Genomic DNA, 12,567 nt, shown 5'->3' on the forward strand with positions numbered 1-12,567 from the left:
GAAAAACGACCGCGCCGCGCCGAAATCGCCGCGCGGGGCTGCGGGGCGAACCTGACGTTGACGTTCGCGTAAGTCAAGAGCCGCCCCAAGCCGCGGCAGCCTGCCGCACCCGCGCCCCTCAGCGGTTCGCGCCCGGAACCCACAGCACGTCGCGCGCGCCGTTCTCGTTGGCGACGCGCGCGGCGACGAAGAACCAGTCGCTCAGCCGGTTGAGGTAGCGGATGGCGGCGGGGTTGACCTCTTCGCGCGCGGCCAGCGCCACGGCGCGCCGCTCGGCCCGGCGCGCGACGGTGCGGCACAGATGCAGATGCGCCGCCAGCGCCGAGCCGCCCGGCAGCACGAAGCTGCGCAGCGGCGCGAGGGCGGCGTTCATGGCGTCGATCTCGGCCTCGAGCCGCCGGGCCTGCGAGTCGGCCATGCGCAGCGGCGGATGCTCGGCCTCGGCCTCGTCCGGGCGGGGCGGGCGGCACAGATCGGCGCCCAGATCGAACAGGTCGTTCTGGATACGCGCCAGCGCCGCGTCCATCTCGCCCTCGGCGTGCAGGCGCGCCAGGCCGAGGGCGGCGTTGGCCTCGTCCACCGCGCCGTAGGCCTCGACGCGCAGATCGTCCTTGGCGCGGCGCGAGCCGTCGCCCAGCGCCGTGTCGCCCTTGTCGCCGGTGCGGGTGTAGATTCGGTTCAGAACGACCATGGATCCCCCTTCGCTCGGCGCCGCGGCGGGCGCCTCAGTAGCCGTGGCGCGCCAGCCAGACCGTGGCCACGATCAGCCCGATCGAGACCAGCTGCATCAGCAGCCGCAGCCGCATCATGCGGTTTGCGTTGCGCTTGTGAAAGGCGCCGCCGCGCGCGAAGGACCCCGCGCCGAAGATGACGATCCCCAGCGTGATCAGGCACGAGACGACGGCGAACAGAAGAAACAGCTTGGACATGGCCGAGGACATAGCGCGCCGCGCCGCCTTCGGCCAGACTCCGTCGCTCAGATCCGCGCCAGCAGCGCGTCGCGCAGGCGCGTGGGCGCGGCGCGGCGCAGGCCCTCGGCGATCCAGCTGGCGCGGGTGACGAGCACGCGCGCGGGCGGTCTGCGCGCCTCGAGCGCCCGCGCCAGGGCGCGGCAATAGGCCTCGGGCGAGGCGCCCAGAAAGCCCGGCGGGCCGTCCTCGGGCGCGCGCAGGCGCGGCAGCAGCTCGGCCTCGTATTCCGCGCGCCGGGCCGAGGCGCGCCAGTCGATCCAGCGCTCGAAGCGGGGCGCGGACTTGCGCCGGATCATCGAGGGGATCGGCCCCGGCTGGATCAGCGTCACATGCACGCCGGTCCCGCGCATCTCGAGCCGCAGCGATTCGGTCAGCCCCTCGAGCGCGAACTTGGTCGCCGCGTAGGCGCCGCGGTGGCGCGCCCCGACCAGCCCCAGCACGGACGAGACGTTGACGATGCGCCCGCCCCCCGCCGCGCGCATCAACGCGATGGCGCGGCGCGTCAGGTCGTGCACGCCGAACAGGTTCGTCTCGAAGATCTCGCGCAGCGCCGCGCGCGGCACGTCCTCGACCGCGCCGGGCAGCGCGAAGGCGCCGTTGTTGACCAGCGCGTCCAGCCGCCCGCCGGTCAGCGCGCGCAGCGCCTCGGGCGCGCGGGCGACCGACGCTTCGTCGGCGTAGTCGAGCGCGAAGCTCTCGAAGCCCTCGTCGCGGCGCGCGCGCGCGTCCGCCTCGGCGCGGCAGGTGGCGATCACGCGCCAGCCGCGCGCGCGCAGATGCCGCGCCGCCGCCAGCCCCAGCCCCGAGGAGCAGCCGGTGATGAGCGCCACGCGCCGCGGGTCGGCGCCCGGCTCTTGTCCGGCTTCATGTCCGGGCGCCCCATAGGGCGCCGCGGCGGCCGAGGCCCCGCGCGCCCCGTCCGCAGGCGATTCGGCCGGCCTCCCGCTCACCTTCTGGGCCCCGCGCCCTTCGGTCCGTCCGCCCGCCCGGCGCCTGGCATCGGTCATCGCCGCCCCCTTCGTCTGCCATTCCGCCGACGATCCGCACCCTCGCCGACGCCGCGAGAAGGCCCGCCGGGCGCGCGCCTGTCAATCCGCCCTCGCGCCGCCCGCGCGCCGTCCCGCCGCGCAGCGGGCGCTGGACCGCGCCGCGCGGCCGCTGTATCACCGGCCCATGGCAGACAGCATCGACACCGACGACATCGGCCCGGGCCCCGGCGCGGGCGGCGCGATCATCGCCGAACCCCTGCGCCGCGCGCTTGGGGATCGGTATCTTCAATACGCCCTCTCGACCATCATGCACCGCGCGCTTCCCGACGCGCGCGACGGGCTCAAGCCCGTGCACCGGCGCCTGTTGTGGGCCATGCGGCTGCTCAAGCTGGACCCGGCGCAGGGCTTCAAGAAGTCGGCCCGCGTGGTGGGCGACGTGATCGGCAAGTATCACCCCCATGGCGACCAGGCGGTGTATGACGCGCTGGTGCGCCTGGCGCAGGACTTCGCCGTGCGCTACCCGCTGATCGACGGGCAGGGCAATTTCGGCAATATCGACGGCGACAACGCCGCGGCCATGCGCTACACCGAATCGCGCCTGACCGCCGTCGCGGCCGAGCTGCTCGACGGGCTGGACGAGGACGCGGTCGATTTCCGCCCCACCTATGACGGCGAGGACGAAGAGCCCGAGGTTCTGCCCGGCGCCTTCCCGAACCTGCTGGCCAACGGCGCCTCGGGCATCGCGGTGGGCATGGCGACCTCGATCCCGCCGCACAACGCGGCCGAGGTGATCGACGCCGCGCTGCACCTCATCGCTCATCCCGACGCCTCGGTCGAGGATCTGCTGCGCCATGTCCCGGGCCCCGACTTTCCCACCGGCGGCGTGCTGGTCGAGCCGCGCGAGTCGATCGTCGAGGCCTACCGCACCGGCCGCGGCGGCTTCCGGCTGCGCGCGAGCTGGCGCGTCGAGGATCTGGGCCGCGGCCAGTGGCGCGTGGTGGTGGACGAAATCCCCTACCAGGTGCAGAAATCGCGCCTGATCGAGAAGATCGCCGAGCTCATCAACGCCCGCAAGATCCCGATCCTGGCCGATGTGCGCGACGAATCCGCCGAGGACGTGCGCCTCGTGCTCGAGCCGCGCTCGCGCAACGTCGATCCGGCCGTGCTGATGGAGACGCTGTTCCGCCTGACGGATCTCGAGGTGCGCGTTCCGCTCAACATGAACGTGCTGATCGACGGGCGCACGCCCAGGGTGTGCTCGCTGTCCGAGGTGCTGCGCGCCTTCCTCGACCACCAGCGCGAGGTGCTGGTCCGGCGCTCGCGCCACCGGCTCGAGCGCATCGCGCGCCGGCTCGAGGTGCTGGCCGGCTACATCATCGCCTATCTCGACCTCGACCGCGTGATCGAGATCATCCGCACCGAGGACGACCCAAAGGCGGCGCTGATGGCCGAGGACTGGTCCGCCGCCGCGGGCGCCGAGGCGGCGGCGCTGGACTTTGCGCGCCGGCCCGGCGGGCTGCACCTGACCGAGTCGCAGGCCGAGGCGATCTTGAACATGCGCCTGCGCGCGCTGCGCAAGCTCGAGGAAATGGAGCTGCGCGCCGAGCGCGACGCGCTGAGCGCCGAGCGCGCCGAGCTCGAGGCCCTGCTGGCCTCGGAAGAGGCGCAATGGGCGCGCGTGGCCGGCAAGCTGCGCGAGGTGCGCGCGCGCTTCGGCGCGCCCGAGGAGCTGCGCGCCGTGACCTTCGCCGAGGACCTGGCCGCGCTCAAGGCCCGCCATGGCGCCGAATGGCCCCAGGGCGCGCGCCGCACGGGCTTCGCCGACGCGCCCAAGGTCGAGGAGGTGCCCCTCGAGGCCATGATCGAGCGCGAGCCGATCACCGTGGTGTGCTCGCGCAACGGGTGGATCCGGGCGATGAAGGGGCACAACCCGCTCGACGCCGAGGTCAAGTTCAAGGATGGCGACGGCCCGCGCTTCGCCTTCCATGCCGAGACCACCGACCGCATCCTTCTGTTCGCGACGAACGGGCGCTTCTACACCATCTCGGCGGCCAACCTGCCCGGCGGGCGCGGCATGGGCGAGCCGGTGCGCCTGATGGTCGATCTGCCCAATGACGAGGACCTGGTCGCCATCTTCCCGCACCGCCCGGGCATGGCGCGGCTTCTGGCCTCGAGCGCGGGGGACGGCTTCGTGGTGGACGAGGCCGAGCTGCTGGCCCAGACCCGCGCCGGCAAGCAGGCCCTGAACCTGCGCGAGGGCGTGCGCGCGGCGGTGTGCCGGCCCGCCGTCGGCGATCACGTCGCCGTGGTGGGCGAGAACCGCAAGCTTCTGGTCTTCGCGCTGGACGAGCTGCCGCGCATGTCTCGCGGCAAGGGCGTGCGGCTGCAGAAATACAAGGATGGCGGGCTGAGCGACGCCATGGTCTTCGCGATCGACCAGGGCCTGCGCTGGTTCGACGGCGGCGGGCGCGTGCGCACCGTGGCGCGGCCCGAGCTGGACGAATGGATGGGCAAGCGCGGCGGCGCAGGGCGCATGGCGCCGCGCGGCTTCCCGCGAGACAACCGCTTCCCGCCCGAGGGCGCCGAGCCGCCGGCCAAGGGCTGACGAGGCCGCGATCGCGCCGGCCGCGCGGCCGCGGCGACGGCGCCCCGCGGCCATCCCGGCCCGTTCCGCGTCCGCCCCCCGCGCGCCTGAGCGCCCGCCCCCCCCCCGCGCGCCTGCGCGCCTGCCTCCGCGGCGCCGGTCAGGCGCGCGGCGGCGACGGGCGATCAAACCGGCGATCGGGCGGGGCGATCAGGCGGGCGGGCGCCCGGAAGGGCCGGCGGTCAGAAGATCGTGTAGCCGCCGTCGATCACGAAGCACTGGCCGGTGTGATAGCCGGAAAGGTCGCTCATCAGATAGCCGGCCACGCCGCCGTAATCGTCGGGCCGGCCGAAGCGGCGCATGGGGATGCGCGGCAGCACGTTGCGCACGAATTTCTCGTTGGCGAACAGGCCCGCGGTCATCTCGCTTTCGGCATAGCCGGGCAGGATGGCGTTGACGGTGATGCCATGGCGGGCCAGCTCGACCGCCAGCGCGCGCACCAGCGCGTTCACCGCGCCCTTCGAGGCGCCGTAATGCTCGTTCCACGCCGCGCCCTCGATCGAGGCCACGGACGAGGTCGCCACCAGCCGGCCGAAGGCGTCGCCGGCCTTGGCGCGCTCGATCATGTGGCGCGCGGCGACCTGGAAGCAGGCGGCCACGCCGTCGACATTCGCCGCCATCAGCGCGCGCCATTCGTCCGGGGTGCGCTCGATCGAGGGCTTGGGCTGGCCCGACACCCCGGCATTGGCGAACATCCCGTCCACGCGCCCGAAGCGCGACAGCGTGCGCGCGAAGGCGTCGGCGATCGAGGCGCGGTCGGTCACGTCGCAATGCTCGGCCGCGACGGCGCCCGCGCCCAGCGCGCGCAGCTCTTCCTCGGCATGGCGGTTCTTCTCGGGGTTGCGCCCCCAGATCGACACGGCGCAGCCCATGCGCGCCAGCGTGCGGGCCATGCCCAGACCCAGCCCGCCATTGCCGCCGGTGACCACGGCCACCCGGCCCTCGAGATCGAAAGGATTGCTCATGCTCGCACGTTCCCAGCCCTTGCGCCCGGCCCCGCGCGCGGCGCGCGCGGGCGCCCCGGCGTCACCCTCACAGGCCGCTTGAGTTCAGCGGCCGCCAACCCTAGCCTCGCCTTCAAGCCGGCGTCAAACAGGGCTCTGCGCCGCGCGGCGGAGCCCGACGACAAGCCCGGGCCGCAGCCGGCGCGGCCCGCGCGCAAGGAGGAGAACGCCCGTGACGCGCCGCATCAGCGCCCCCCGATCCGCCCCCCGATCCGCGCCCGGATTCGCGCCCCTTTCCGCCGCCCTGCCCGCCCGCGCGGCGGCGCCCGCTTCGGGGGCCGCGCGATGAGCGCCCCGCGCGAGGCCGAGCCGCTGATCGTGCGGCGCAAGGACGGCGTGGCGACCGTCATCCTCAACCGTCCGCAGGCGATGAACGCGCTCTCGCGCGCGCTGCGCGTCGCGCTGGCGCACGCCATGGCCGAGCTGTCGGCCGACGACGAGGTGCGCGCCGTCATCCTGACCGGCGCGGGCGAGCGCGCCTTCTGCGCCGGGCTCGACCTCAAGGAGCTGGGCGCCGACCCCGAGGCCATCGCCGCCGCCAACCCCGATTCGGCCGCCGAGGACCCCGCCCTGGCCGTCGGCCGCTGCCCCAAGCCGGTGATCGGCGCGATCAACGGCGTGGCCATCACCGGCGGGTTCGAGCTGGCGCTGGCCTGCGACATCCTCATCGCCTCGCGCAATGCGCGCTTCGCCGACACCCATGCGCGGGTCGGCATCATGCCCGGCTGGGGGCTGAGCCAGAAGCTGCCGCGCATCATCGGCCCCTCGCGCGCGAAGGAGATGTCATTCACCGGCGCCTTCATCGGCGCCGACCGCGCGTTGCAATGGGGGCTGGTGAACCATGTCTTCGCGCCCGAGGCGCTGCTGCCCGAGGCCGAGCGCATGGCCGCCGAGATCGCCCAGGCCGATCCCGAGTTCATCATGGCCTACAAGGCGCTGATCGACGACGGCTATGCGCGCACCCTGGCCGAGGGGCTGGCGCTCGAGGCCGAGCGCTCGCGCCCCTGGAACGCCGCCCAGACGCCCGAGAAGCTCGAGGCGCGCCGCGCCGCCGTCATCGCCCGGGGCCGCGCGCAGCTCTGAGCCGTGGGGGCCGGGCGCGCCGCGCCCGCGGCCCCCGAGGCGCCGCCCCGGACGCCCGCGGCCCCCGCCGCGCCGCCCCGGACGCCCGCGGCCCCGATGCGCGGACCCGGCCGCCTCGCGCCCATCGCAAGGAGCATCCCATGACCGAAGCCGCCTATATCTACGACGCCATCCGCACCCCGCGCTCGCGCGGCAAGGCGGACGGCGCGCTCAACGAGGTCAAGCCCATCGACCTGGTGGTGACGCTGCTGCGCGAGATGCAGGCGCGCCACGATCTGGACACCGCGCGGGTGGACGACGTGATGCTGGGCTGCGTCACCCCCGTGCGCGAGCAGGGCGCCGTGCTGCCCAAGATCGCGCTGCAAAAGGCCGGCTGGGCGCAGAACGTGGCCGGCGCGCAGGTCAACCGCTTCTGCGCCTCGGGGCTGGACACGGTCAACACCGCCGCCGCCAAGGTCGCCAGCGGCTGGGAGGACCTGGTCTGCGCCGGCGGCTATGAAAGCATGAGCCGCGTGCCCATGGGCTCGGACGGCGGCCCCTTCGCCGAGGACCCCGAGACCAACATCCGCACCGGCTTCGTTCCGCAGGGCGTGGGCGCGGACCTGATCGCCACCATCGAGGGCTTCGACCGCGACGCGGTGGACGCCTTCGCCATGCGCTCGCAAAAGCTGGCCGCCCATGCGCGCGACAGCGGCTGGTTCGACCGCTCGGTCGTGCCGGTGCGCGACGAGAACGGGCTGGTCATCCTCGAGCGCGACGACTTCATCAAGCCCGACACCGACATGCAGAAGCTGGGCGCGCTCAAGCCCAGCTTCGCCGGCCCCGGCGCCATGGGCTACGACCTGATCGCGCTGGCCAAGTATCCCGAGGTCGAGCGCATCGAGCATGTCCACACCCCGGGCAATTCGTCGGGGATCGTGGACGGCGCCTCGCTGGTCATGATCGGCAACGAGCGCGCGGGCAGGGATCTGGGCCTGACGCCGCGCGGGCGCGTGGTCTCGGTGGCGCTGACGGCGACCGAGCCGACCATCATGCTGACCGGCCCCGGCCCCGCCGCGAAGAAGGCGCTGGCCAAGGCGGGGCTGGGCATGGACGACATCGACCTGGTCGAGATCAACGAGGCCTTCGCCTCGGTCGCGCTGAAGCTGCAGCGCGACCTCGACGTGCCGGACGAGAAGCTGAACGTCGTCGGCGGCGCCATCGCCATGGGCCACCCGCTGGGCGCGACGGGCGGGTGCCTGGTCTCGACCATGCTCGACGAGCTCGAGCGCCGGCGCCTCAAGCGCGCGCTGATCTGCATGTGCGTGGGCGGCGGCATGGGCATCGCCACGATCATCGAAAGGGTCTGATCATGCCGTTCCATTACGAGAAGGACGCCGACGGCGTCGTCGTGGTGACCATGGACATGGACGGCCAGTCGGCCAACACGATGAACGCCCAGTTCCGCGAGCTGATGGCGCAGACCATGGACCGGCTCGAGGCCGAGCAGGGCCTGACCGGGGTGGTGATCGCCTCGGCCAAGAAGACCTTCTTCGCGGGGGGCGATCTGAACGCGCTGCTGGCGGTCGAGACGGCCGACGAGACCTATTTCCGCTACGTCGAGGAGAACAAGGCCTTCCTGCGCCGGCTCGAGCGGCTGGCCGTTCCGGTCGTCGCCGCCATCAACGGCGCGGCGCTGGGCGGCGGATACGAGATCGCGCTGGCCTGCAACCGGCGCATCTGCGTCGACGATCCGGCCGCCGTCACCGGCGTGCCCGAGGTCACGCTGGGCCTTCTGCCGGGCGCGGGAGGCGTGGTGCGCATCACCGCGCTGCTGGGGCTTGAGAAGGCGCTGCCCGTGCTGCTCGAGGGCAAGCCCCACGCCCCCGCCCGCGCGCTCGAGCTGGGCATGATCGACCAGATCGTCCCCGACCGCGAGTCGCTGATCCCCGCCGCCAAGGCCTGGATCAGGGCCAATCCCGACGCCCATGTCCAGCCCTGGGACCGCAAGGGCTTCCGCTATCCGGGCGGCGACGCCGACGCGCCGAACGTGCGCATGACCGCGACCGTCGCCCCGACGCTGCTGATAAGGAAGACCCGCGGCCTGTCGCCGGCGCCCGAAAGGATCCTGGACCTGGCGGTGAACTCGATGCGCATGGGCTTCGACAGCGCCCTGCGCGCGGAAAGCCGGGCCTTTTGCAAGCTGGTCGTCTCGCGCGAGGCGAAGGCGGCGATCTCGACCTTCTTCTTCGGCATGAACGCGCTCAAATCGGGCCGCTTCCGCCCCGAGGGGCCGCGCTGGCGCGCGCGCTCGGCGGCGGTGATCGGGGCGGGCATGATGGGCGCGGGCATCGCCTACGCCCATGCCGAGCGCGGGCTGGAAACCGCGCTGCGCGACGTCTCGGACGAGGCCGCCCGCGCCGGCAAGGCCCGCGCCGGCGCCATCGCCGAGGCGCGCGCGAAGAAGGGCCGCCTGAGCGCCGCCGAGGCCGAGGCGCTGACGGCGCGCATCCGCCCCACCGCGCAGGACGACTTCGCCGGGGCGGACGTGATCGTCGAGGCGGTGTTCGAAGACCTGGCGCTGAAGGAGAAGGTCATCGCCGACACCTTCCCCCTTCTGTCCGAAGAGGGGATCTACGGCACCAACACCTCGACCCTGCCCGTCTCGATCCTGGCCGAGGCCTGCCCGGACCCCGCGCGCTTCATCGGCATCCACTTCTTCTCGCCGGTCGAGAAGATGCAGCTCGTCGAGCTGATCGCGGGCGAGAAGACCTCGGCCGAGACGATCCGCAAGGCCTGGGACTATGTGCGCCAGATCGGCCGCATCCCCATCGTGGTCAACGACTCGCGCGGGTTCTTCACCAGCCGCGTCTTCGGAACCTATCTGGACGAGGGCATGGCGCTGCTGCGCGACGGCATGGCGCCCGCCGCCATCGAGCGCGCCGCGTGGAAGATCGGCATGCCGGTCGGCCCGCTCCAGGTCCATGACGAGGTCTCGCTCGAGCTGACGATGAAGGTCCACGCCACGCACAAGGCGCTGGACGCGCGGCTGGGGGTCGAGAACGGCTTTCCCGCCGACAACGCCGCCACGCTGGCCGTGGCCGGCCCCATGGTCGAGATGGGGCGCCTTGGCCGCAAGGCGGGCGCGGGGTTCTACGACTACGGCCCCGAGGGCCGGCGCCTGTGGCCGGGGCTGGCGCAGTTCGCGCAGGGGCCGGGCGCGTCCATGCGCGACGCCGAGGACCGGCTCTTGTGGCGCCAGGCCATCGAGGCGCTGCGCTGCCTCGACGAGGGGGTCCTGCGCTCGCAGGTCGAGGGCGACATCGGCTCGATCATGGCCATAGGCTTTCCGCACCACACCGGCGGGGCGCTGCGCTTCATCCGCGGCATGGGGCCCGAGGCCTTCAAGGCCCGCGCCGACCAGCTCGCCGACGCCTGGGGCGAGCGCTTCCGCCTGTCCGAGCGCGCCCTCGCCCGGCTGCGCGACGACGGCCGCGCCGCCGCCTGACCCCTTCGCCGCAAGGAGATTCGCATGCTCAGACGCCGCATCTACGAGCCCGAGCACGAGATGTTCCGCGACTCGGTCCGCAAATGGGCCGAGGCCGAGGTCTTTCCCCATTCCGAGAAATGGCGCGAAGACGGCATGGTCAGCCGCGAGGTCTGGCGCTCGGCCGGCGCCAACGGCTTTCTGTGCATGTATGCCGACGGGAAATACGGCGGCGCGGGGGTCGACGACTTCCGCTACGACATGATCCTGACCGAAGAGGTCGGCCCGCGCGAGCCGGGGCTCTTCATCCCGCTGCACAACCGCATCGTCGGCCCCTATCTGCAGCGCTTCGGAACCGAGGACCAGCGCGACCGCTACATGCCCGGCGTGGTCTCGGGCGAGACGATCCTGGCCATCGCCATGACCGAGCCCGGCGCGGGCTCGGACCTGGCGGGCATCCGCACCCGGGCCGAGGACAGGGGCGATCACTGGGTGCTGAACGGCGCCAAGACCTACATCTCGAACGGACATCTGGCCGATCTGATCGTGGTCGCGGCGCGCACCGACCCCGCCCGGCCCCACGCCATCGGCCTGTTCCTGGTCGAATCGGGCTATCCCGGCTTTCGCCGCGGGCGGCGGCTGCGCAAGCTGGGGCTGCGCAGCCAGGACACGGCCGAGCTGTTCTTCGACGACGTCAAGGTGCCGAAGGAGAACGTCATCGGCGACCCCGCCGGGGGCTTCAAGCTGATGATGACCAACCTTGCCGAGGAGCGCATCACCGGCGCGGTCGGCTACATGGCCAAGGCCCAGCGCGCCTTCGACATCACGCTCGACTGGGTGCAGGAGCGCCGCGCCTTCGGCAAGCCCATCGGCGCCTTCCAGAACACCCGCTTCAAGATGGCCGAGATGCGCACCAGGATCGACGCCGCCCAGGCCTTCGTGGACCACTGCGCGATGGAGCATGTCGCCGGCCGGCTGACGGCCGAGCAGGCGGCGCAGGCCAAGCTTCTGTCCTCGGAGGTCGAGTGCGAGGTGGCCGACGAATGCCTGCAGCTGCATGGCGGCGCGGGCTACATGGAGGAATACGAGATCTGCCGCATCTACGCCGACGCGCGCGTCAGCCGCATCTATGCCGGCACGTCCGAGATCATGAAGGAGATCATCGCCCGCGGCCTTGGCCTTGACGAGCGGAGGCGCGACTGATGGCCGCCCCCGCCCCTTCCCGCGGCCCGCTCGAGGGGCTGCGCGTGGTCGAGATGGCGGGTCTCGGCCCCTGCCCGCTGGCCGGGCAGCTGCTGGCCGATCTGGGCGCCGAGGTGATCGTGATCGAGCGCGCCTCGGGCGGGCCGCGGCCGCATGACGTGAACAACCGCGGCAAGCGCTCGGCGGCGCTGAACCTCAAGACCCCCGAGGGCGTCGAGGCGGCGCTGCGTCTGATCGACCGCGCCGACGCGCTGATCGAGGGCTTCCGCCCCGGCGTGATGGAGAAGCTGGGCCTCGGCCCCGAGATCTGCCATGCGCGCAATCCCGCGCTGGTCTACGGGCGCATGACCGGCTGGGGGCAGAGCGGCCCGCTGGCGCGCACGGCCGGGCATGACATCAACTATCTGGCGCTGACCGGCGCGCTCTGGATGATGGGCGAGCGCGACCGCCCGCCGACGCCGCCGCTGAACCTGGTGGCCGATTACGGCGGCGGCGCGATGTTCCTGCTGCTGGGCGTTCTGGCGGCGCTGTGGGAGCGCGGGCGCTCGGGCCGCGGCCAGGTGGTGGATGCGGCGATGGTGGACGGGGTGTCGGCCTTCGGCGGCATCTTCCGCATGATGTCGGCGCTGGGCGCGTGGCGAGAAGAACGGCAGGCCAATCTGCTGGATGGCGGCGCCCCCTTCTACCGCTGCTACGAGACCAGGGACGGCAAGTATCTGGCCGTCGGCCCGCTCGAGCCGCAGTTCTTCGCCCAGCTGCTCGAACGCGCGGGGCTGCCGGCGGCGCATCTGGCCGACCAGAACGACCGCGCCAACTGGCCCGAGCGCGCGCGCCTTTACGCCGAGGTCTTCCGCAGCCGCACCCGCGACGAGTGGGAGCGGATCTTCGCCGGCTCGGACGCCTGCGTGGCGCCGGTGCTGGCGCCCTCCGAGGCGCCGGCCCATCCGCACAACGCCGCGCGCGGCGCGCATGTCGAGGTCGAGGGCGTGCTTCAGGCCGCCCCCGCCCCGCGCTTCGACCGCACCCCGGCGCCCGCCCCGCGCCCGCCCGCCCCGGCCGGCGCCGACACCGAAGCGGTTCTGCGCGAGGCCGGGCTGGACGACGCCGCCATCGACGCGCTGCGCCAGGCGGGCGCGCTGACCTGAGCGCAACGCGGCGCGGCGGTGCGGGCGGAATGCGAGCGCCGGCGCGCACGACGCTTGCGCGT

10 protein-coding genes are annotated in these 12,567 nt (G+C 73.1%); 6 read left to right on the plus strand and 4 right to left on the minus strand.

Annotated elements, in window-relative coordinates; translation table 11 throughout:
- Positions 1–118: 118 nt before the first annotated feature.
- From LY05_RS07950 to LY05_RS07960, 3 genes are read right to left on the minus strand one after another with little or no spacing between them, the layout of a single operon-like run.
- Positions 119–691, minus strand: a complete 573-nt coding sequence (locus LY05_RS07950; protein ID WP_072748225.1) for a cob(I)yrinic acid a,c-diamide adenosyltransferase — start codon at positions 689–691, stop codon at positions 119–121.
- A gap of 34 nt (positions 692–725) precedes the next feature.
- Entirely contained in the window at positions 726–941 is a 216-nt protein-coding gene (locus LY05_RS07955) for a twin transmembrane helix small protein (RefSeq protein ID WP_249041896.1), read from the minus strand.
- A gap of 35 nt (positions 942–976) precedes the next feature.
- Entirely contained in the window at positions 977–1,801 is an 825-nt protein-coding gene (locus LY05_RS07960) for an SDR family NAD(P)-dependent oxidoreductase (protein WP_249041897.1), read from the minus strand.
- A 343-nt stretch (positions 1,802–2,144) separates the two neighbouring features.
- Here LY05_RS07960 and parC point away from each other — a divergent pair, with 343 nt between their 5' ends.
- Positions 2,145–4,565 (plus strand): DNA topoisomerase IV subunit A, encoded by a 2,421-nt coding sequence (parC, locus tag LY05_RS07965; protein ID WP_148922761.1) that lies wholly within the window; start codon positions 2,145–2,147, stop codon positions 4,563–4,565.
- A 221-nt stretch (positions 4,566–4,786) separates the two neighbouring features.
- Here parC and LY05_RS07970 read toward each other — a convergent pair whose 3' ends face one another.
- Positions 4,787–5,569: an SDR family NAD(P)-dependent oxidoreductase gene (locus tag LY05_RS07970; protein WP_072748227.1), complete on the minus strand. Its 783-nt coding sequence runs from the start codon at positions 5,567–5,569 to the stop codon at positions 4,787–4,789.
- A 324-nt stretch (positions 5,570–5,893) separates the two neighbouring features.
- On the opposite strand from LY05_RS07970, the gene LY05_RS07975 reads away from it, so the two are divergent.
- The 5 genes from LY05_RS07975 to LY05_RS07995 all read left to right on the plus strand — a co-directional run bounded on the left by LY05_RS07975 (position 5,894) and on the right by LY05_RS07995 (position 12,505).
- Positions 5,894–6,691, plus strand: coding sequence for an enoyl-CoA hydratase (locus LY05_RS07975; protein WP_148922762.1), 798 nt, complete (start codon positions 5,894–5,896; stop codon positions 6,689–6,691).
- A gap of 140 nt (positions 6,692–6,831) precedes the next feature.
- On the plus strand, positions 6,832–8,040 hold the full coding sequence (locus LY05_RS07980) for an acetyl-CoA C-acetyltransferase (protein ID WP_148922763.1): 1,209 nt from the start codon (positions 6,832–6,834) through the stop codon (positions 8,038–8,040).
- A 2-nt stretch (positions 8,041–8,042) separates the two neighbouring features.
- Entirely contained in the window at positions 8,043–10,178 is a 2,136-nt protein-coding gene (locus LY05_RS07985) for a 3-hydroxyacyl-CoA dehydrogenase NAD-binding domain-containing protein (RefSeq protein ID WP_282957559.1), read from the plus strand.
- Between the two features lie 24 nt (positions 10,179–10,202).
- Positions 10,203–11,360 carry an acyl-CoA dehydrogenase family protein gene (locus tag LY05_RS07990; RefSeq protein WP_148922764.1) on the plus strand — a complete coding sequence of 386 codons (1,158 nt, stop codon included), beginning with the start codon at positions 10,203–10,205 and terminating at the stop codon, positions 11,358–11,360.
- The gene (locus LY05_RS07995; protein WP_148922765.1) at positions 11,360–12,505 is read left to right on the plus strand and encodes a CaiB/BaiF CoA transferase family protein; all 1,146 of its coding nucleotides are present in this window, start codon (positions 11,360–11,362) and stop codon (positions 12,503–12,505) included. Before LY05_RS07990 ends, LY05_RS07995 begins: the two co-directional genes overlap by 1 nt.
- Positions 12,506–12,567: the final 62 nt, after the last annotated feature.

This window comes from Oceanicella actignis (assembly GCF_008124525.1).
Lineage (GTDB): Bacteria > Pseudomonadota > Alphaproteobacteria > Rhodobacterales > Rhodobacteraceae > Oceanicella > Oceanicella actignis.

Bases quoted from the DNA above. Each gene is read 5' to 3' on its own strand.
- LY05_RS07995 (WP_148922765.1), top strand. From the start codon at position 11,360: ATGGCCGCCCCCGCCCCTTCCCGCGGCCCGCTCGAGGGGCTGCGCGTG.
- LY05_RS07970 (WP_072748227.1), bottom strand. From the start codon at position 5,569: ATGAGCAATCCTTTCGATCTCGAGGGCCGGGTGGCCGTGGTCACCGGC.
- LY05_RS07980 (WP_148922763.1), top strand. From the start codon at position 6,832: ATGACCGAAGCCGCCTATATCTACGACGCCATCCGCACCCCGCGCTCG.
- LY05_RS07950 (WP_072748225.1), bottom strand. From the start codon at position 691: ATGGTCGTTCTGAACCGAATCTACACCCGCACCGGCGACAAGGGCGAC.
- LY05_RS07955 (WP_249041896.1), bottom strand. From the start codon at position 941: ATGTCCTCGGCCATGTCCAAGCTGTTTCTTCTGTTCGCCGTCGTCTCG.
- LY05_RS07990 (WP_148922764.1), top strand. From the start codon at position 10,203: ATGCTCAGACGCCGCATCTACGAGCCCGAGCACGAGATGTTCCGCGAC.
- parC (WP_148922761.1), top strand. From the start codon at position 2,145: ATGGCAGACAGCATCGACACCGACGACATCGGCCCGGGCCCCGGCGCG.
- LY05_RS07985 (WP_282957559.1), top strand. From the start codon at position 8,043: ATGCCGTTCCATTACGAGAAGGACGCCGACGGCGTCGTCGTGGTGACC.
- LY05_RS07975 (WP_148922762.1), top strand. From the start codon at position 5,894: ATGAGCGCCCCGCGCGAGGCCGAGCCGCTGATCGTGCGGCGCAAGGAC.